Origin of the sequence: Acidovorax sp. SUPP2539, assembly GCF_030158975.1 — a bacterium.
Taxonomy (GTDB): Bacteria; Pseudomonadota; Gammaproteobacteria; order Burkholderiales; family Burkholderiaceae_C; genus Paracidovorax.
The window spans coordinates 164,787-184,554 of record NZ_BQXJ01000005.1 but is presented as its reverse complement, the minus strand read 5'-3'; the positions used below and the strand labels follow the sequence as shown (position 1 = coordinate 184,554).

18 protein-coding genes and 1 tRNA gene are annotated in these 19,768 nt (G+C 65.7%); 12 read left to right on the top strand and 7 right to left on the bottom strand.

Annotated elements, in window-relative coordinates:
* The first annotated feature begins 150 nt into the window (after positions 1-150).
* Positions 151-1,185 (top strand): ABC transporter substrate-binding protein, encoded by a 1,035-nt coding sequence (locus AVTE2539_RS18530; RefSeq protein ID WP_284412862.1) that lies wholly within the window; start codon positions 151-153, stop codon positions 1,183-1,185.
* Positions 1,186-1,203: 18 nt separating this feature from the next.
* Here the strand turns inward: AVTE2539_RS18530 and AVTE2539_RS18525 are convergent, their stop codons facing one another.
* A complete protein-coding gene (locus AVTE2539_RS18525) occupies positions 1,204-2,436 on the bottom strand; it encodes an MFS transporter (RefSeq protein ID WP_284412860.1) in 1,233 nt (410 codons plus the stop codon).
* A 99-nt stretch (positions 2,437-2,535) separates the two neighbouring features.
* Here AVTE2539_RS18525 and AVTE2539_RS18520 point away from each other — a divergent pair, with 99 nt between their 5' ends.
* Positions 2,536-3,501 (top strand): LysR family transcriptional regulator, encoded by a 966-nt coding sequence (locus AVTE2539_RS18520; protein WP_284412858.1) that lies wholly within the window; start codon positions 2,536-2,538, stop codon positions 3,499-3,501.
* Between the two features lie 144 nt (positions 3,502-3,645).
* Here the strand turns inward: AVTE2539_RS18520 and AVTE2539_RS26365 are convergent, their stop codons facing one another.
* Positions 3,646-3,855 (bottom strand): GFA family protein, encoded by a 210-nt coding sequence (locus tag AVTE2539_RS26365; protein ID WP_502868941.1) that lies wholly within the window; start codon positions 3,853-3,855, stop codon positions 3,646-3,648.
* An 80-nt stretch (positions 3,856-3,935) separates the two neighbouring features.
* Between AVTE2539_RS26365 and AVTE2539_RS18515 the strand changes: the two genes are divergently transcribed.
* Positions 3,936-4,568 (top strand): DUF7822 domain-containing protein, encoded by a 633-nt coding sequence (locus AVTE2539_RS18515; RefSeq protein ID WP_284412856.1) that lies wholly within the window; start codon positions 3,936-3,938, stop codon positions 4,566-4,568.
* A gap of 105 nt (positions 4,569-4,673) precedes the next feature.
* Here AVTE2539_RS18515 and AVTE2539_RS18510 read toward each other — a convergent pair whose 3' ends face one another.
* Positions 4,674-5,087, bottom strand: a complete 414-nt coding sequence (locus AVTE2539_RS18510) for a winged helix-turn-helix transcriptional regulator (RefSeq protein ID WP_284412854.1) — start codon at positions 5,085-5,087, stop codon at positions 4,674-4,676.
* 95 nt (positions 5,088-5,182) lie between these two features.
* On the opposite strand from AVTE2539_RS18510, the gene AVTE2539_RS18505 reads away from it, so the two are divergent.
* A complete protein-coding gene (locus AVTE2539_RS18505; protein ID WP_284412853.1) occupies positions 5,183-6,136 on the top strand; it encodes an aromatic alcohol reductase in 954 nt (317 codons plus the stop codon).
* A gap of 231 nt (positions 6,137-6,367) precedes the next feature.
* On the opposite strand, the gene AVTE2539_RS18500 is transcribed toward AVTE2539_RS18505, so the two are convergent.
* Both AVTE2539_RS18500 and AVTE2539_RS18495 read right to left on the bottom strand, forming a co-directional pair.
* Entirely contained in the window at positions 6,368-7,330 is a 963-nt protein-coding gene (locus AVTE2539_RS18500) for a LysR substrate-binding domain-containing protein (protein ID WP_272569032.1), read from the bottom strand.
* Positions 7,331-7,347: 17 nt separating this feature from the next.
* Positions 7,348-7,554: a hypothetical protein gene (locus AVTE2539_RS18495; protein WP_284413264.1), complete on the bottom strand. Its 207-nt coding sequence runs from the start codon at positions 7,552-7,554 to the stop codon at positions 7,348-7,350.
* On the opposite strand from AVTE2539_RS18495, the gene AVTE2539_RS18490 reads away from it, so the two are divergent.
* Entirely contained in the window at positions 7,553-8,740 is a 1,188-nt protein-coding gene (locus AVTE2539_RS18490; protein WP_502868940.1) for an MFS transporter, read from the top strand. The two genes, AVTE2539_RS18495 and AVTE2539_RS18490, sit on opposite strands and share 2 nt — an antisense overlap.
* 61 nt (positions 8,741-8,801) lie before the next feature.
* Here the strand turns inward: AVTE2539_RS18490 and AVTE2539_RS18485 are convergent, their stop codons facing one another.
* Entirely contained in the window at positions 8,802-9,908 is a 1,107-nt protein-coding gene (locus AVTE2539_RS18485) for an LLM class flavin-dependent oxidoreductase (RefSeq protein ID WP_284412851.1), read from the bottom strand.
* A 209-nt stretch (positions 9,909-10,117) separates the two neighbouring features.
* Here AVTE2539_RS18485 and AVTE2539_RS18480 point away from each other — a divergent pair, with 209 nt between their 5' ends.
* A complete protein-coding gene (locus tag AVTE2539_RS18480; RefSeq protein ID WP_284412849.1) occupies positions 10,118-10,786 on the top strand; it encodes a cysteine dioxygenase family protein in 669 nt (222 codons plus the stop codon).
* Positions 10,783-12,396, top strand: coding sequence for a rhodanese-related sulfurtransferase (locus AVTE2539_RS18475; RefSeq protein ID WP_284412847.1), 1,614 nt, complete (start codon positions 10,783-10,785; stop codon positions 12,394-12,396). Before AVTE2539_RS18480 ends, AVTE2539_RS18475 begins: the two co-directional genes overlap by 4 nt.
* Before the next feature lie 73 nt (positions 12,397-12,469).
* On the opposite strand, the gene AVTE2539_RS18470 is transcribed toward AVTE2539_RS18475, so the two are convergent.
* Complete coding sequence (locus AVTE2539_RS18470; RefSeq protein WP_284412846.1) at positions 12,470-12,904, bottom strand: hypothetical protein; 435 nt, start codon at positions 12,902-12,904, stop codon at positions 12,470-12,472.
* A gap of 181 nt (positions 12,905-13,085) precedes the next feature.
* Between AVTE2539_RS18470 and AVTE2539_RS18465 the strand changes: the two genes are divergently transcribed.
* The 5 genes from AVTE2539_RS18465 (at position 13,086) to AVTE2539_RS18445 (ending at position 19,764) form a co-directional block, all read left to right on the top strand.
* Positions 13,086-14,036: a pseudouridine synthase gene (locus AVTE2539_RS18465; protein WP_284412844.1), complete on the top strand. Its 951-nt coding sequence runs from the start codon at positions 13,086-13,088 to the stop codon at positions 14,034-14,036.
* An 11-nt stretch (positions 14,037-14,047) separates the two neighbouring features.
* Positions 14,048-14,121, top strand: a tRNA-Gly gene (locus AVTE2539_RS18460).
* 361 nt (positions 14,122-14,482) lie between these two features.
* Positions 14,483-16,699, top strand: a complete 2,217-nt coding sequence (locus tag AVTE2539_RS18455; protein WP_284412842.1) for an ATP-binding protein — start codon at positions 14,483-14,485, stop codon at positions 16,697-16,699.
* Positions 16,692-17,150, top strand: a complete 459-nt coding sequence (locus AVTE2539_RS18450; protein WP_272569024.1) for a response regulator — start codon at positions 16,692-16,694, stop codon at positions 17,148-17,150. The genes AVTE2539_RS18455 and AVTE2539_RS18450 overlap by 8 nt, the downstream gene beginning before the upstream one ends.
* Entirely contained in the window at positions 17,143-19,764 is a 2,622-nt protein-coding gene (locus AVTE2539_RS18445; protein ID WP_284412840.1) for a response regulator, read from the top strand. The genes AVTE2539_RS18450 and AVTE2539_RS18445 overlap by 8 nt, the downstream gene beginning before the upstream one ends.
* The last annotated feature ends 4 nt before the right edge of the window (positions 19,765-19,768 follow it).

Sequence of the window (19,768 nt, the reverse complement as noted above, 5' to 3'; positions counted from 1 at the left end):
GCGTGAACACATGCGGTTTCGGCATGAGGCGCACCCCAGGGGCCGGCGCGGCTTTTCCGCATGAGCTTGCTACGGATCCATCGTTGGCGGTGGCGCCCGTCGGCCGCACGCTCGGGCCTTCGATCCAACCGCCCGAAGCGAGAACCCGCCATGCGCCCCGACACCGCCACCCATCCCCCGTCCCCGCAGCGCCGCGCGCTGCTGCAACGCTCGCTGGCCGCCGGCGCCGCCGCCGCGCTGGGCCTGCCGGCCCTGGCGCGGCCATCGGCCGCGGGGCCCGACCTGTCCGGCGTCACCTTGCGCATCGGCACCTACAAGGGCCTGTGGCGCCCACTGATCAGCGCGGCCGGCCTGGCCAACACGCCTTACCGCATCGAGTGGCGCGAGTTGAACAACGGCGTGCTGCACATCGAGGCCATCAACGGCGATGCGCTGGACCTGGGGTCGGGCAGCGAGATTCCCGCGCTGTTCGCGGCGCGGCAGAAGGCCCAGGTGCGCTTCGTGGCCGTGACGCGCGAGGACCTCAACAACCAGGTCACGCTGGCACGCAAGGACGCGCCCATCCAGCACATCGCTGATTTGAAAGGCAAGCGCGTGGGCTACGTGCGGGCCACCACATCGCACTATTTTTTGAGCCGCCAGTTGGCCGAAGCGGGCCTGTCGTTCGCGGACATCACGCCGGTCAGCCTCACGCCGTCCGATGGCCTGTCGGCCTTCGACCGGGGCGACCTGGATGCCTGGGCCATCTACGGCTACAACGGCCAGATCGCCCGGCTGCGCTATGGGGCTCGGGTGCTCAAGACCGGGGTGGGGTACCTCTCTGGCAACTTTCCGCTCTACGCCAACCCGCGCGCGGTGGCCGATCCGCTGCGCCATGCGGCATTGGCCGACTACCTGCAGCGGCTGCGCCGCGCCTACCTGTGGGCCAATGGCAACTACCTGGACTACGCGCGGGCCCAGGCGGCCGAAACCCGGGTGCCGGTGGGCGATCTGATCGAGCTGTGGAACAACCGCAGCACCGACTACGAACTTCGCCCCGTAACCGATGCCGTGGTGCAGGGCCACCAGTCCGTGGCCGATGCTTTCCTGCAACTGGGCGTGCTCGACGGCAAGGCCCAGGTGGCGCCGCTGTGGGACCGCAGCTTCGGCCCGGTGCTGGCGGGCGCGGACCCCGCCGCCGCCTGAGCACCGCGCTCCACACGCTCAGATCGCTGCGGCGGTGGCGGCCCCGCGGCCCGGCAGGCACCGCACGGCCAGGGCCGCAGCCGAGGCGGCGGTGGCCAGCACCACCACCCCCAGCCAGCCCCATTGCGCCAGCGCCAGGCTGCCCAGCGCCGCACCGGCCGACATGCCCACGAACATGCCGGTGAACAGCAGCGCGTTCAAGCGGCTGCGGGCGGCGGGCTCGATGCCGTACACGATGGTCTGGTGCGCCACCAGTGTGGCCTGCACCCCGAAGTCGAACCCGATGGCGCTCGCCACGATCAGCCCCAGCTGGGCTTGCGGCGGCAGCCAGTGGGCCAGGCCCATGGCGGCGAACGAGATCACGGCCAGCCCGGCGCCGAGCCGCGTCACCCGCTCCGGGCCGCTGCGGTCGGCGATGCGGCCGGCCAGTGGCGCGGCCAGGGCGCCCGCCGCCCCCGCCAGCCCGAAGGCCCCGGCCGCCGCGCTGCCCAGGTGGAACGAGCCGTGCAGCATCACCGCCAGCGTGGACCAGAACGCGCTGAACCCCATCGACAGCAGCCCCTGCGCCCAGGCCGCGCGGCGCAGCGCCCCGTGGCGGCGCCAAAGCGCCACCATCGAACCGATCAGCGCGCGGTAGGGCAGCGTGGTCGTGGGCTCGAACTTCGGCAGGCCACGCCATGCGGCCACGCCCACGAGCGCGATGGCGCCCGCCGCCGCCACGTACACCGCGCGCCAGCCGAAATGCTCGGCCACGAAACCGCTCACCACGCGCGACAGCAAGATGCCCAGCAGCAGCCCGGTCATCACCGTGCCCACCACCTTGCCGCGGTGCGCCACGGGCGCCAGGGTGGCCGCGGCCGGCACCACGTCCTGGGCCAGCGTGGCGGACAGCCCCACAGCCAGGCTGGCGGCCAGCAGCCAGCCGATGCCCGGCGCGAAGCCGCTCAGCAGCAGGGCCAGGGCCAGGACCGCCGCCTTGGCCAGGATGATGCGGCGGCGGTCGTAGCGGTCGCCCAGCGGGGCCAGCAGCAGGATGCCCAGCGCATAGCCCAGTTGCGTGAGCGTGGGCACCAGGCCCACCGCCCGGTCGCCGGCGTGGATGTCCGCGCCCAGCACGCCCAGCATGGGCTGGCTGTAGTAGAGCGAGGCCACGCTCAAGCCCGCGGCCGTGGCCAGCAGCAATAACAGCGGAGCCGGCACGCCCGTGGAACCACCACCGGGGGCTGCATGCGCGTTGGGAATGGAAGACATGGGGAAGACCCTTGAATGAAAAGCGATGGGGCGGAGTGTGTGCGATGCAACCCCGTCTGGGTAGTGGGCTGCGGCGCAGATCTGCTATACGCTTGGCGCATGAAGCGAGCCGCCACCCCATCTGCCGCCACACCCCTTGCCGGCGTGGACCGCATCGAACTGATGCAGACCTTCGTGCGCATCGTCGAGGCCGGCAACCTGTCGGCCGCCGCGCAGCAGTTGGGCACCACACAACCCACGGTGAGCCGGCGTCTGCAGGCGCTGGAGCGGTCGCTGGGGCTCAGGCTGCTGCAGCGCTCCACCCATGTCATGAAGCTCACCGAAGACGGCGAGCGCTGCTTCGCGCATGCCAAGGCGCTGCTGGACGACTGGCGCGCGATGGAGGCCGACCTGCGCGGCGCGCACGATGCCCCGCGCGGCACGCTGCGCGTGCTGGTGCCGCATGCCTTCGGGCAGGAGCAGCTCATCGCGCCGTTGGTGGACTACCTGCGGCAGTATCCCGAGGTGTCGGTCGAGTGGCTGCTGCACGACCGCCGGCCCGACTTCATCGCCGAGGGCATCGACTGCGCGGTGCAGGTCGGGGCGGTGGACGACCCCTCGGTGGTCGCCATCCACCTGGCCGAGGTGCCGCGCATCGTCGTCGCGGCGCCTCAGCTGCTGCCGGGCGGCGCCGTGCCCGAGCACGCGAGCGCGCTGCGCGACCTGCCCTGGCTGGCCCTGCGCACCTACTACCAGCGCGAGGTGTCCCTCACCCGTATGCCCGACGGCGTAGTGGAGCGCTTCGCCATCCACCCGCGCATGGGCACCGACAGCCTCTATGCCCTGCGCAGCGCGGCGCTGGCGGGCCTGGGCGCGGCAGTGGCCTCCGCCTGGGCGGTGGAGGCCGACCTGCGCCAGGGCCGCCTGCGGCACCTGGCGCCCGCGTGGCAGGCGGCGCCGCTGCCGGTGTACCTGGTGTATCCGCATGCCCGGTTCTATCCGGCGCGGCTGCGGCGGTTTCTGGATGCGATGCGCGCCACATTGCCCACGCTGAGTGGAATGCGGGCGCCGAGTACGGCCGGTTGATGTTCGGGATGGCAGCTCTGGCCTAAAACCGCAGCATCACCGATCTGCGCGAGCTACGGCGGCCCCAAATCTGGCGCTGCGGGGTGACGCGTTCCTGCCGTTGCCGCACCGTGCCGATCCGAAATGAACAGGACTGGGGATTCTTCAGAGCACAGGCATACAGCGCACTCTCGCAGACTTCGCCAAAGTGCCCTTGGCCCGCCGGAACCCCGCTGCCAGTGCGGCAATGCTGGCCCGGAAGGCAGCGCCGGATTGGGCTCGGCAGTCGGCGCCGTGGCAGACCGTCGTGGTGCCAGGCAGCACCTGCGTTTCGTATTCGATGGTGCCGCAATAGCAACGACCTTCCACCTTCATGGTTGGCTCATCTGCCCGCCGAAGCTCATCTGGCATTGGGTGGGAGCAGCCCATGAACGGCTACGGTATCGTCGCTTGCCATGGCAAACCGAAGCTACCTCTATTCAACCGACCACCGACCCGGCGCGGAACCCGTTGGCATGCCGCACCAGCCGAGAGGAATCTCCGAGTGGAATTACGACATTCCGCTCGTCTTCAAACTGCTGGTATCAGGCAACGTCACGATCTCCCGTTCTGCTATCTGGCCTGATGCGGGCGAGATCGCACTGATGGGCGGGTATGACGAAGGCGTGGTTCGCCTCGACGCCTTTCTAGAGCGCATCACCCTGGCCGAGGCACAGCCCCTGGTGGAACAAGCCAAGGCTTTTCTGAAAGCGTCCACCAACCGGGGGCGGTATTTTCTTCTGGAGCCCGGCGAAATCCTGGAGATGAACGACGAGCCCCTCTCCGAGCAGAACCTTCGGCTGCACGACAGCATCCGGAAAATGGAGGCAGAGGTTGAAGCTGCGCTTGAAACGCTGACCATCCTGCCTCGTGCTGCACGGGCTCGGCAGGGCTTTCTTGCCAGAGTATTCGGGCGCACGCCCCGGGCGCGCGAGCCTGCCGTCGACCCGCTGGCGAGCGTGCGAAGCGTCGGGCTCGGACATTGGTCCAACCAGCTCTACTACACGTTGGACCACTCAGGTGCGGCCTCCGAAGCGCTCGGCAAGTGACGGTGCCGCCCAAAGCTGTCTCTTGACGTCGCAGGCCGCACTCTGTAGACCGCACCCATTGGATTAACGGCCGTCGAATCGGCTTCCAAGTCATTGCTGTGGTGGCTAGGAGTTTGCTGCGCGGTGTTGGCTGTCGAAGCGCTGCCGAGCTTCTCGGAAACGGTCCGCATTTTCCACAATCCATGTCCACAGCGGGACCATGCGTACAAGCAGCTCCATCCCCGCATCTGTCAATTCGTACTCGACTTTGGGCGGCACCTCTTCGAAGTCGTGACGGAGCACCAGCCCATCACGCTCCAGTTGCCGCAAGGTCAGCGTCAACATGCGCTGGGTCACCCCGTGCATGCGCCTGCCAATCTCAGCGTGGCGCAGCCTGCCGTATACGCCAAGCGTGTGGACGATACCGAGGGACCAACGGCTTCCGGCGTGTGCGAGCACCTCTCGCCGCACCCCATCGTCATCGTCCCGCAAGCCGTCACACACGGTCTGTGCGTACTGAAGAATTTCGTCTCGATTCACTGTGGTTTTGCTCCCCGGTATCACGCGTGTGCCTTCTTACATTGCCTGCGATGCGTGGCTAGACTGGCCCAACTCTCTCTTCAGTGGGCAGCACGATGAACCAATCAGATCCTAACGCGACGTCTCAAAACATTCTTGTCCTCGGGGCCGGTGAACTCGGCCTTCCGGTGCTTCGCAACCTGGCACGTCGCGCGAAGGACGTGGATGGGGCGAAGATCAGCGTGCTGCTGCGCGCCAGTGCCGTCCAATCCACCGAGCCAGGCAAGCAGCGGGATGTTGCAGAGATCCGAAACCTCGGTATCGAGATCGTGGTGGGCGATCTGGTGAACAGCTCCATTGATGAGCTTGCCGTGGTGTTCGCGCACTACGACACGGTGATCGGTTGTGCGGGCTACGCCGCCGGGATCGATACGCCGATCAAACTCGCGCGGGCCGCCTTGCAGGCGCGCATTCCAAGGTACTTCCCCTGGCAGTTCGGGGTGGATTTCGACGTGATCGGTCGCGGCAGCCCGCAGGACATTTTCGACGCCCAATTGGATGTGCGAGATTTGCTGCGTAGCCAGGACCAGACGGAGTGGGTCATCATCTCCACTGGCATGTTCATGAGCTACCTGTTCGAGCCGGAATTCGGCGTCGTTGACCTGCAGAACAACGCAGTCCATGCCCTGGGCAACCTTGACACTGCGGTGACGGTGACCACGCCCGACGATATCGGAGCTCTGACAGCTGCTGTCGTGTTCGCCCAACCGCGCATCCGCAACGAGATCGTGTTTCTCGCTGGCGACACCGTGACATACGGCGAGGTAGCGGACAAGCTGCAAGCAGCTCTTGGCCGCCCCTTCAGCCGGTCGCAGTGGACTGAACAGTATCTGCTCGACCAGTTGGCGCGCGAGCCGCAGAACATGATGCGAAAGTACCGAGCGGCATTTGCCCAAGGACGGGGCGTCGCATGGGACAAGAGCGGGACGTTCAATCAGCGCCGCGCCATTTCCGTGACCGACGTGTCGTCGTGGATCAATGCAAACCTTGCATTCGGCCGCCGAGAGTAGTCGGGTTGTCGCATCTGCTCGATGCGTTGCATCAATGACTGGGCTCCCCCCCCCCGTTTCCAGAACGCGGCGCCCATGCCCGGGCGACCGCTTTGGGCTCCATCGTTGCCTCCAAAAATCAGCTCGGCGGCCAAAGGAGCGGCGCAAAGCCGTCATGGGTCTGCGCGAGGCCATCGACTGCAACGGCCCGAAGCGGCCTTGCCGCCAACGCACCAGCGAACCTGATGGGGCTTAGCGGGGCCGGCTCGGCTCCGACATGGGGTGCACCTGCTGGCGCACCGCCTCCAGCAACAGTGTTGCCAGACGGCTCGCCGGGGCTTCGGAATGGGCCTGCGCGCGATACAGCAAAAGTGAGATCTGCGGCAGCGCCGGCAGCGAGAGTTCTGCGCGATCGAGCGCGCGCACATGCGATGGCAGCCCGAACGGCGTGCGGACCGTGAGTCCCAGCCCGGCCGACGTGGCGGCCCACAGCGCGGCCAGGCTCGCACTGCCGAAGGCTCGGCGCCACGGCAGGCCGGCACGGTCCAGCGCGGCGATGACGATCTCACGCAATGGGCATGGCGCGTCGAGCATGATGAGGGGCAGCGGCTCCGTGGTTTTCGGCTGGCGTGCCGCGGAGCCACGGTGTTCTCGCTCTGTCCACCATGGGGCCTCGACCCGCCCGGGCGTGGTCGGGCCGATCCATAGCAACGGAAGCCGCGCCACGCGCTCGGCGTACTGCGACAGCGGCTGGTCGCCCACGTCCCATGCCAGCGCCAGGTCGAGATGGCCGAGTTCGAGTCGCTCTCGCAACTCGCCACTGCGCGCCACATAGGCTTCGATGCGCACCTTGGGATGGGCGCGGGCGAAGCGCCCCAGCACGTTTGGCAGCAGCGTCTCGCCGAAGTCCTCCTGCAATCCCAGTCGCACCCAGCCTTGCAAGTCGGCGCCACGAAGGGCCGCACCGGCTTCGTCGTTCAGTTCGAGCATGCGATGGGCGTAGGCCAGGAGCGTTTCGCCCGCATCCGTGAGCACCAGGCCACGCCCCTTCTTGCGAAACAGCACCGCACCGGCCTGTGACTCCAGTTTTTTCAGCTGCGCGCTCACGGCGGAGGTCGAGCGCCCCAGCCTGTCGGCCGCGCGCGCATAGCTGCCCAGCGCAATACCGGTGGAGAAAGTGCGCAGTACGTCGAGATCGAACATCACCTGGCTCATGAGGCAACTCCTTTTCATCATCCTGTTTTCCAGGACGAATGGTGCACTAGTTTCTGATTTTCAAAACACTCGAACCGGCGGAAACTGCGTTGCACCATGACCTCAACGACTTCCCCATCGACGGATTTACCTGGCCACCGCTGGAAGGTGCTGACCGCAGGCGTCGCCGCCAACGCGGCGTTTTCCGTGGCTTTCAGCGGCATTCCGATGACTGCGGTGCTCATGCGCACCGGCTACCGGCTCGACAACGCCGCACTCGGTCTCGTGCTCGGCCTCATGGGCTTGGGCATTGCGATCAGCGAGCTGCCGTGGGGCATGCTGACCGACCGCTGGGGAGACAGGCCCGTGTTACTGACGGGTCTGGGCAGCACCGCGCTCGCCCTCATGGCGATGGCGCTCTGGGCCGCGCCGAGTGCGCAGCACATCCCCGACCTTGCCTGGCTGGGCGCGGGGCTGTTGCTGGTCGGCCTGCTAGGTGGCAGCGTGAACGGCGCGAGCGGCCGTGCGGTGATGACGTGGTTCGACTCCAGCGAGCGCGGGTTCGCCATGAGCATCCGCCAAACCGCCGTGCCGCTGGGCGGCGGTGTCGGAGCGCTCGTGCTCCCGTACGTGGCGCTGCACTTCGGCTTCGCGGTGCTTTACGGCCTGCTGGCGGCGCTCTGCGCCCTGAGCGCAGTCATGGGCTGGGCCTGGGTGCACGAACCGCCGGTCGTGCAGCGCTCCGATGCGCGCGTGGCGGAATCAGCGCCCGCCTTCCACATCAATCCCCTGCGCAATCGGCGTGTCTGGCGCATCGTGCTGGGGATCGGCATTCTCTGTGCGCCGCAGTTCGCGGTGCTGTCGTTCGGCACGGTGTTCCTGAACGACTTCGGCCATGCGGGCCTTGCAACGATCACCGCCACCATGGTGTTCACGCAGGTCGGTGCAATGGTGGTGCGTGTGTGGAGCGGCCGGTGGACCGACCGCCGTCGCAACCGGCCTGCCTATCTGCGCGCCTGCAGCGCGCTCAGTGCGCTGCTGTTCGCCGGGCTGGCGGCACTCGTACTGGTGGCGGGCACGCACGCCGCCGACCCATTGGCGATGCGCGTCGCGCTCGTGGGGTTGCTCGGCGTGAGCGGTGTTTGCGTGTCGGCATGGCACGGCGTCGCGTACACCGAGCTCGCCACGCTGGCCGGTGCGGCGCGTGCAGGGACCGCGTTGGGCATGGCGAACACCAGTGTGTTTCTGGTGTGTTTCGTCACGCCCCTCGCGATCCCGCACCTGCTCACCTTGCAAGGCTGGCCGGTGGTGTGGCTCGCTGCCAGCGGCTGCGCGCTGGTGGCCATGCCGTTGCTGGTGCCCCGTGCCGCGGCCGCAGCCGCAGCCGTCAAAAACACGGTCGTGAAAACGGAATGGAGACGGTCCACCTAAGCAGGCAGCCGCCCCTGCCAACCCGGGTCATTCCGGGTCAGATCGACAGCGCGGCGCAGGTTCACGCCACCTTCAACGCGGCGCGATTGGCATTCACCCGATCCCGCTCGGCCACCTTCGCCCGCACCAGCGGCAACAGTTCGCGGCCGTACTCGATGGCATCCACCAGGGGGTCGAAGCCCCGGATCAGGAACGTGGTGATCCCTAAGTCGTAGTACTTGAGCAGCGCGTTGGCCACCTGCTCGGGCGTGCCCACGAGTGAGGTCGAGTTGGACCGACCGCCGGTCTCGCGCGCGATGGCCGTCCACAGCCGTTCGTCCACGCGGTCGCCCTTGGCTGCATCGGCCAGCAGGCGCTGCGCGCCCTCGCTCTGCTGCGGGCCGGTGCCGCGCGCGTGGCCCTGGGGCACACCCAGGCGGCGGGTGGTTTCCAGGATCTGGTCCGCGCGGGCCCAGGCCTCTTGCTCGGTGCGGCCCAGGATGGGCCGGAACGAGATGCTGAACTCGATGTGCCGGCCATGCTGCGCGGCCTCGGCGCGCACCTGGCGCACCAGGTCGCCGGCCTGGGCGAGCGACTCGCCCCACAGGGCATACACGTCGGCATGCTTGCCGGCCACCTTCAGCGCGGGCGCGGAGGCGCCGCCGAAGTAGATGGGTACATAGGGCGCCTGCAGCGGCTTGACCTCGGACGCAGCGCCCTTCACCTGGTAGTAGGTGCCGTGGTGATCGAAGGGGCGGTCCTCGGTCCACACGCGCCGCAGCAGCGTGAGGTATTCGTCGGTGCGGGCATAGCGCTCGTCGTGGCCCAGGAAATCGCCGTCGCGCTGCTGGTCGGCATCGGAGCCGCCCGATATGTAGTGCACCGCCACGCGTCCGCCGGTGTAGTGGTCCAGCGTGGCCAGCTGGCGCGCGGCCAGGGTCGGCGCCACGAATCCGGGGCGGTGCGCCAGCAGGAAGGCGATTGTCTGCGTCGCCGAGGCGGCGTAGGCCACGGTCAGCAGCGTGTCGGGGCCGGTGCCGCTGGCCGGCACCAGGATGCGGTCGAAGCCCGCGTGCTCATGCGCCTGGGCAAAGGCCCGCACGTACGCCGGGTCCACGGCCGGGCCCTTGCGGGCGATGGTTTCTGACACCTCGTGCGGCTGGATCATGCCGATGAACTGGACACCCATGGAGACTCCTTGAAGGAACGTGAGACAGACAGCGAGCCACCGATGATGGGCATCGCGCCCACCCGCGCCAACGAAGAAAAACGCCTGTGGTCATTCGGTTTCTGCAAGGGGGCGCCGTCGGTCCGGGGCGCTGGGGGAAAGAAGAAAAACATGCATGCATATGAAAAACCCGCTTCCCTTGCCGGCGGCCGGGCTGGTGCAATGGCGGCATGCCAACCGCCCCCTCGCCCACCGCCCCCGTGAACACCCCGCCCAACACGGCCCGCCTGCGCCACTTCGTGCAGCAGATCGCCGCCCTGCTGGAGCCCCGCCCGGCAGAGCCCGACCTCCTCGCGCGCGGGAGCGCCCTGCTGGCCGACCTGGTCTCGCACGACGACTGGCTGCCGCCGGAATATGCCCAGCCCGATCCCGAGCGCTACCAGCAATACCTGCTGCATGCCGATGCGCTCGGGCGCTTTTCGGTGGTGAGCTTCGTGTGGGGGCCGGGCAAGGCCACGCCCATCCACGACCACACGGTGTGGGGCCTGGTGGGCATGCTGCGCGGCGCGGAGCTGTCGCAGGCCTACGGGCAGGACGGCGATGGCCGGTGGCAGCCCCGCGGCGCCCCCCACCGGCTGCAGCCGGGCGACACCGAAGCCGTCTCGCCCACCATCGGCGACGTGCACCGCGTGAGCAACGCGCTGGCCGGCGAGACATCGATCAGCATCCACGTGTACGGCGCCAACATCGGGGCCGTGCAGCGGTCGGTGTACCGCGAGGACGGTTCCGTGCGCCCTTTCGTCTCCGGCTACAGCAACGCCACCCTGCCCAACCTCTGGAACCAGCCGCTCGCCGGCCCGGCCTCCCACACCGCTTCCTCCGCCTGCGCCGCCCCATGAGTGCCATGACCGATACCACCGCCTTTGCCACCACCCGCCCCCAACAGGTCCGCCAGGCCCTGCTCGACCAGCAGGAGATCGCACTGCTCGACGTGCGCGAAGAGGCCCCGTTCGCCGAAGGCCACCCGCTGTTCGCCGCCAACCTGCCCGCCGGACGGATCGAGCTGGACGCCTGGACCCGCATTCCCCGCAGGACCACGCCCATCGTGGTGTACGACCACGGCGAAGGCCTGGCCGAGCCCGCGGCGCGCACTCTGCGCGCGCTGGGCTACACCGACGTGTCGCTGCTGGAAGGCGGCCTGCAGGGCTGGAAGGAGGCCGGCGGCGAGCTCTTCATCGACGTGAACGTGCCCAGCAAGGCCTTCGGCGAACTGGTGGAGAGCGAACGCCACACGCCCTCGCTGCCGGCCGAGGAGGTGCAGGCGCTGCTGCAGGCCAAGGCCGACGTGGTGGTGCTGGACGCGCGCCGCTTCGACGAGTACCAGACCATGAACATCCCGGGCGGCATCAGCGTGCCCGGCGCGGAACTGGTGCTGCGCGCCCAGGCGCTCGCGCCCGATCCGGCCACCCGCATCATCGTGAACTGCGCCGGGCGCACGCGCAGCATCATCGGCACGCAGTCGCTGGTGAACGCGGGCCTGCCCAATCCCGTGGCCGCGCTGCGCAACGGCACCATCGGCTGGCTGCTGGCCGGCCAGACGCTGGAGCATGGCGCCGACCGCCGCTTCCTGCCTGTGCCGCCGGAGCAGCGCGCTGCTGCCGCCGCCCGCGCCCGTGCGGTGGCGGACCGCGCCGGCGTGCGCCGGGCCAGCCCGGCCGATCTGACCCGCTTCGCCGCCGAGGCCGGCCGCACCACCTACCGCTTCGACGTGCGCACGCCCGAGGAGTACGAGGCCGGGCACCTGCCCGGCTTTCGCAGCGCGCCGGGCGGCCAGCTCGTGCAGGAAACCGATCATGCGGCGCCCGTGCGCGGCGCCCGCATCGTGCTGGCCGACGACGATGGCGCCCGCGCCAACATGACCGCCTCCTGGCTCGCCCAGATGGGCTGGGACGTGTGGGTGCTGGACGGCGCCGATCCCGCCGCCGCGCTGGAGACGGGCCAGTCCCCGCCGCTCGCGCCCGAGCCTCACGGGCCGCTGACCTGGGTCGCGCCGCGGCAGCTCGCCCGCTGGCTGCGCGAGGAGCCCGAGGGGCACACGGTGGTGCTGGACTTCACCGCGAGTGCCGCCTATGTGCGGCGCCATATTCCGGGCGCCTGGTTCGTCCTGCGGTCGCAACTGGCCCAGGCGCTGGCGCACATACCGGCCGGCAGCCGCTACGTGCTGACCTGCGGCACCAGCGCCCTCGCCCGCCATGCCGCCGAAGCCGTCGCCCGGCTGACCGGTGCGCCCACCGCCGTGCTGCAGGGGGGCACGCAGGCCTGGATCACTGAAGGCCTGCCGTTGGAGCAGGGCGAATCGCGCCTGGCCTCCCCACGCATCGACCGCTACCGCCGCCCCTATGAAGGCACCGACGCCCCGCGCGAAGCCATGCAGGGCTACCTGGACTGGGAGTTCGGGCTGGTGGAACAACTGGCGCGCGACGGCACGCACGGCTTTGCGGTCGCCTGAAGGGATTGCTATTTAATTAATAGCATTAAAGGCATGAAACCCTAGGGCATCGGGCCCAAAAGGCTTCAGGCTTTCAGCCCTGAGTTCTGCCGCCGCCTGCGGCGCCAATGCAGGGCCTCAACACCGCCTCGAAGTCGTTCATCGCCTGCGCCGCGCCCAGGTCGGCGAGGTAGGCACCGCCGGCCTTGAGGGTCAGCGTGGCCTCGCCGCCCCCGGGCGGGCGCTCGATGCGCATGCGAAAGCCGCTGCGGTTCCACTCCGGAAAGTGGCCCGACTCCAGCAGGCCCTGTGCATCGTCCCTGCGCATGATCCCCGGCCACGCACTGCTGGCCTCGGACATGCGCGCCAGGCTGGCCGCGGCGCAGTCGAACAGGCGCGGGGTGGGCAGGTCGGCGGGCACGGCCAGAACCCGCGATGCGCTCGGCGGATAGCCGGCCGCGCCGGTCAGCGCGCAGCCCGAAAGCACGCAGGCCAGGCCGGCCGCCATGCCCATGGCGGGCCATCGCATCCTGCAACGGAGTGGCGTCGCGCTGTCTGGCATGGCAGTTCCTTCGGGTGAGAGATTTCGGGACCCTAATGGACCATGCCGGGCCATTCCAGCCAACCCCCCCTTCGGTGGGGGGGCACGAAATCGCCATGGCGCGGGGGCGGCGGGCCCAGGCGGAGCGGCTCACTACAATCGGCCCGCCATGCACAACCGCCACGATCCCCGCGTCCTGCCCATGCGCGACGGGGTGAGCCCCAGTTGCGTGGCGCTGCCCTCGACTGGCGAAGGCAGCCTGCTGGACTTCCTGGTGGAGCGCTTGCCTGCCGTGGGCCGTGAAGGCTGGCTGCAACGCATGGCCGCGCGCGAAGTGGTCGACGAGTTCGGCGTGCCGGCCACGGCCGAGCGGCCCTTCGCCCCCGGCATCCGGCTGTACTACTACCGGGCCCTGGAGCAGGAAACCACCATTCCCTTCGAGGAAGCCGTTCTCTACCGGGACGACCACATCCTCGTGGCTGACAAGCCGCATTTCCTGCCCGTGGTGCCCACGGGCCGCTACCTGCAGCACACGCTGCTGGTGCGGCTCAAGCGCCGCCTGAACCTGCCCGACCTCACGCCCGTACACCGCATCGACCGCGACACGGCCGGGCTGGTGCTGTTTTCGGTGCAGCGCGAAACGCGCGGTGCCTACCAGGCCCTGTTCCGCGACCGCCGCATCGCCAAGACTTATGAAGCCGTCGCGCCGTGGCGCGACGACCTGGCCTTTCCCCGCGAGCACGCCAGCCGCATGGAGGAAAGCCCACAATTCTTTCGCATGCAGGAAGTGCCGGGAGAGCCCAACACGCTCACGCGCATCGAGGTGCTGCAGGTGGCCGGTGGCTGGGCCCGCTACCGCCTGTCGCCCGTGACGGGCAAGCGCCACCAATTGCGCGTGCACATGGCCGCGCTGGGGCTGCCGCTGCGCGGCGACGCGTTCTATCCCGTGGTCAACGATCCGCCCGAGGGCGACTTTTCGCAGCCGCTGCAGTTGCTGGCGCGGTCGCTGGTGTTCGACGATCCGGTGACGGGCGCCGCGCGGCGTTTCGACAGCGCCCGCGAACTGCGGCCGCTGGGCGGAGGGGTGGATCGATCGAATCGCGCCCCGCCATGCCTATAATCCGCACCGCTGCGGGTGTAGTTCAATGGTAGAACGGCAGCTTCCCAAGCTTCATACGAGGGTTCGATTCCCTTCACCCGCTCCACTTCTGGCAACCTGCTGATCCATCGCGATTCCATCGATGTAAAAGTCTGAGTTCCGCTCAGTATTCATTCATCGGTTGGAAATTGGCGAGTGAAGTCTCCACACGCCAATCATCGGCATCCGCTTGTTCAGCGCTTCGAACGAAGCGCGCTCTTTCCTTCCATCCCGCCCGCGTATCACTGTGTCATCGCAAATGACCAGTCAACGATCGAAGCCCGTACCGCCTGCAGGCCAGCATCGATCGATGACGAATTCAGGCATGGAATGCCTTCTCGTGGTAGAAATATTCTTTCACAGGCAAACCCAGGGCCCATCGCGCTGCGTTCTGCTTTCCCAACGTTTCAGCTGACCTTGATGACGCCTTGAATTCAAGCCCTGACCTTACGCTTTGCGACCGAGAGCCCATCCAAATCCCAGGCGCCATACAGTCTCATGGCCATATGCTGGTGCTGGACGGAGATACTTTGGCCCTGCGGGCGTGGAGTGCAAACTGGGCAGGCCTTGCTGTGGCAGCCTTGGCGAAACTCGAACAAGAAGCGCTTCGTTCGGTTCCGCCGGATGGCACTTCAGTGCAGGTCGGGGTGCTGGAGTTTGCACAGGAAAGACACATCTGCTGGGCTCACCGACACGCCACGCAGTTGATCGTGGAGTGCGAACCGCAGTCCAAAGTGATGCGTCCGGAAGAGCCGATCTACGGTGTGGCGCGTGATTTTCTTCCAAAACTTCAAGCGGCTGAAACGGTAGATGATCTAACCCAGCTGGCTGCGCAAGAGCTTCAGCGATTGACGGGGTTTGGCCGCAGCCTGATCTATCGGTTTGATCACCAAGGGCATGGAGAGGTGCTCGCGGAAGTCGTGCTGCCCGGTTACGACAGCTACCTGGGTCTTCGCTTTCCGGCAACCGACATTCCGCAGCAAGCCCGCGCTCTCTACCTGGCCAACCGCTTCAGGCTGATCCCGGATGCCAACTATGAGGCAGTGCCACTGCTGGCAGCTGAAGAGGGTTCGATTGCACAAGGCATCGACTTGTCGTATGCGTTTCTGCGCAGCGTATCGCCAGTGCATCTCGAGTACATGCGAAACATGGGCACGCTTGCGTCCATGTCGTTATCCATCGTGGTCGATGGCAAGCTGTGGGGATTGGCGTCTTGCCATCACCATGAGCCCCGCAATCTGGATGCGGGCATGCGCGCTGCGTGCAGCCATCTGGGGCAGTTGCTGTCGATGCAAATCGAAGGAAAACAGGCCAATGCCGAGGTGGCGGCACGATTGGAGTTACGCAAGCTCACCCTGCAACTCGTCTCTCAATTGTCTGACAGCGATGCCAGCCTGCGCAGCATCGTGCACGAGCCGGCCCTGCTGCTGCGCATGTCCCGGGCCACAGGTGCTGCAGTGGTGCTGGACGACCAAGCATGGACTGCCGGCGATACGCCTGCGACGGACATGCTGCTTGAGTTGGCAGGGTGGATCGCAGGGATGGGCCGCGACGTCTACGAGAGCAGTGAGTTGGCGGCCCATTTCCCAATGGCCGCCCAGTGGCAGTCCACCGCAGCGGGCGTATTGGCCATTTCCATTTCCCAAGTGCATCGCCATGTGATTCTGTGGTTCCGGCCGGAGATCGTGCAGACCGTCACCTGGGCCGGAGACCCGCGCAAGGACCTGCACCCTGATGCGGCAGGACGGATCCATCCGCGCCGCAGTTTCGACAACTGGGTTGAACAGATCAGCGGCCGATGCCTGCCATGGTCCGGGGCGCAAGTCAGCGCTGCTGGCGAATTGCGCCAAGCCCTGATCGGTATCGTGCTACGGCGCGCCGAAGAATTGGCGGCCATCGCGAGCGAGTTGGGCCGGGTCAACAAGGAGTTGGAGGCTTTTTCATACACCGTGTCCCATGACCTGCGCGCTCCAATGCGCCATATCGCAGGTTATGTGGACTTGGTGATGGACACGGAGGGCAAGGTTCTGAGCCAGCGTGCCCACCGCTACATGGGACATGTCAAAGACGCAGCGGCTTTCGCTGGGCAACTGGTGGACGCCCTGCTGGATTTTTCACGCATGGGTCGGACGGCGCTGAAACTCAAACGGGTAGATAGCAACGGCCTGGTTGAAGGCTTGGTGCGCGAGATCTCTCGGCATGAGCGCGATCGCAAAATCGAATGGCAGGTGGAAGCCAATCTGCCTGTATTGGTTGCAGACCCATTGTTGTTGCAAGTGGCGGTACGCAATCTGATTGCGAATGCCGTCAAATACAGCCGTGATCGCAATCCAGCTGTTGTCACGGTAAGGGCCGTGAGAAACCCCGAAGGCGAAGGCCTGGAGGTACAAGATAATGGTGTCGGCTTCCAGATGCAGTACGTGACCAAACTGTTCCAGGTTTTTCAGCGTTTGCACCAGACAGAGCAGTTCGAAGGTACCGGCATCGGGCTGGCCAACGTCAAGCGGATCGTGGAGCGGCACGGCGGGAAGGTGTGGGCCCATGGCGAGCCAGGCCAAGGTGCGTCGTTCGGTTTCGTCTTGCCCGAGTCCGGGCAAAATGCGCTTCTTACTTCACCCATCGGAAATACATCCGATCATGCTTAAACCTATTCTTCTCGTCGAGGACGATCTACGCGACCAGGAATTGACGCTGCTGGCCCTGGAACGAAGCCAACTCGCCAACGACGTGGTAGTGCTTCGCGATGGTGCCGAGGCATTGGACTACTTGCGTCGCGAAGAAGCCCACGCCAGCCGTGACGAGGGCAATCCGGCCGTGATCCTGCTCGACTTGAAGCTGCCGAAGGTCAATGGACTGGAGGTACTGGAGGCCGTGCGAAAGAGTCCGGTACTACGCAGTATTCCTGTGGTGATGCTGACCTCATCCCAGGAAGAGAGCGATCTGCTGCGCAGCTACGAGTTGGGCGTCAACGCTTATGTCGTCAAGCCCGTGGAATTCAAGCAATTCGTTTCCGCGATTGCCGATTTGGGAGTGTTTTGGGCCGTTCTCAACGAACCGCCGCCCGGCTCCCTGCGTGCGACCCGCCGGTATGAGTGAACTCGCAGAGTCCATCCCGCTCGCAGAGCGGCCTTTGAGTGTGCTATTGCTGGAGGACTCCGCTTTCGACGCAGAACTGCTTCAAGAGTCCTTGCTGCATAGTTATCCGCATGCCAATTTGCAATGGGTCAGGGACGCAGAGAGTTTTTCAGAAGCGTTAGGGCGAGGTGGATTCGATCTGATCTTGTCAGACCATGATTTGGGAGGCTACAGCGGCACCGATGCGCTTCGCCTGGCGCACCAGCGGGTACCGATGATTCCTTTCATCTTCGTGTCCGGAGTCATCGGCGAAGACAATGCCGTCGAACTGCTCAAGCAGGGAGCGACTGACTATGTGAGCAAGGGCCGCCTGTCTCGATTGGCGTCTGTGCTGGAACGCGCTTTAAGGGAAGTGGCAGAGCGATCGGCTCGAATTGCGGCAGAGACAGAACTGAGAGACGCGAAGGAAAAAGCCGAGCAATTGACGATAGAGCTTGCCGATCGTGTTCGAGAAATAGAGACGGGACAAGCCCGCCTGCGAGCCGCAACCGATGCAGGAGACTTGGGTGTCTGGCAACTCGATCTGACTGCGCAAGAGCTGATTGCGTCCAACCATTGCAAAAGCAATTTCGGACGTGATGAGTCTTTGCCTTTCACTTATGAGGAGTTGCAGAACGCAGTACATCCCGATGATCTGATGCGGATGCGCGAGGCGGTGGCTCAAACCATTGCGACTGGCAAAGACTACCGAATCGAATATCGCATCCTTCGCCCGGATGGACAATTGGCATGGGTCAGGATACTAGGGCGCCTGGAATATGACGCGGCAGGCCGCCCCTCCTACATTGCAGGCATCTCTCAAGAAATCACCCATGCCATGCTGGGCAGGCGGCGCGCTGAATTGCTGGAACTGCTGGATCGCGAGGTTTACGGACCGACCCGTGAGCCTGGTGAGATCGCTTACCACGCAGCAGAGGCCCTGGGCCGCGCTCTGGATGTAAGCCGTGCAGGCTACGGACTGCTGGACCGTAACACCCAAACCATCACCATCGAGCGCGACTGGAATGCGCCGGGAATCTCCACATTGGCGGGAACCCTGAACTGCCGCGATTTCGGCAGTTACACCGACAACCTACAGCGAGGCGACGCCCTCGTGCTGGCAGATGTGCGTACTAATCCGCGCACGCGCGATCATGCGGATGCATTTATTGCAATCCATGCCCAGTCGCTTATCAATGTGCCGGTCGGCGAAGATCGAAATCAGGTGGCGATGCTTTACCTGCACCATGCGGCCCCGCGCCATTGGACCGCAGAGGAACTGAACCTTGTTCGTGAAGTGGCGCACAGAACCTGGCACGCAGTGGAACGCCGCCGCGCAGAGCAGAATTTGCACGCCCTTGCAAACTCGCTTGAACAACAAGTGCAAGAGAGAACCACGGCGTTGATGAAGTCGGAAGCCGCGCTGCGGCAGTCCCAGAAGATGGAGGCGGTCGGCCAATTGACGGGTGGCTTGGCACACGATTTCAATAATCTTCTGGGAGCCATTTCAGGCAGTCTGGAATTGCTCAAGCGGCGGTTCGGCGAGGATTCTGGGGCGATGCGTTACGTCACCGTCGGGCAGACGGCCACGAAGCGCGCGGCGGCTTTGACACACCGTCTGCTGGCATTTTCACGCCAGCAGACGCTGGAACCCAAAGTGGTGAAAGTCAACCAGTTGATCAGTGGATTCGAAGACCTGGTGCGCCGCACGATCGGCCCCCACGTCATGTTGGAAGTGAAATGCGGAATCGACGTTTGGCCCATTCATGCCGATCCAAGTCAGCTTGAAAATGCGCTCTTGAATTTGTGCATCAATGCCCGCGATGCGATGTCCGAAGGTGGCAAGCTGGTGGTCGAGACTGCCAATCGAACGCTCGATGAGCGAGCAGCCGGTGAGGAGCAGATGTCGCCTGGCCAATACGTGTGCATTTCCGTGAGCGACAACGGCACCGGCATGACTGCAGACGTAGTGGCCCGGGCGTTCGACCCGTTTTTCACGACGAAGCCGATTGGCGTAGGCACGGGCCTCGGGCTTTCGATGGTCTATGGCTTTGCGCGCCAATCCGGAGGACAAGCGCGGATCCATTCCGAAATGGGCGTGGGAACAACGATCCGCATGTTCCTCCCGCGGTACGCAGGCAAGGATATCTTGGCGGAGGATGCGCTGGATCGTGCCCCTGCTATCTCCACCGTCGGCTTGGGTGAGACCATTCTCGTGGTCGATGATGAAGCTTCGGTTCGAATGTTCATGGTGGAAATGTTGCAGGAACTGGGCTACCACGTGTTGGAAGCAGAAGCCGGTTCCAGTGCAATTCAAGTGCTTCAGAACAATGCGTCCATCGCACTGCTGGTCACTGATGTTGGTCTTCCTGGGGGTATGAATGGAAGGCAGCTGGCAGATGCTGCCCGCAAGATCCATCCGTCCATGCGGGTTCTGTTTGTGACTGGCTATGCCGAAAATGCCGTTCTCAGCCACGGCCAACTTCCGTCAGGGATGCAGGTGTTGACGAAACCTTTTCAGTTGGAAGTTTTTGGTCTGAAGATTCAGTCCTTGATGAATTCCACGACGAATGTGCACGCCGATCCTGCATTTTGATCAC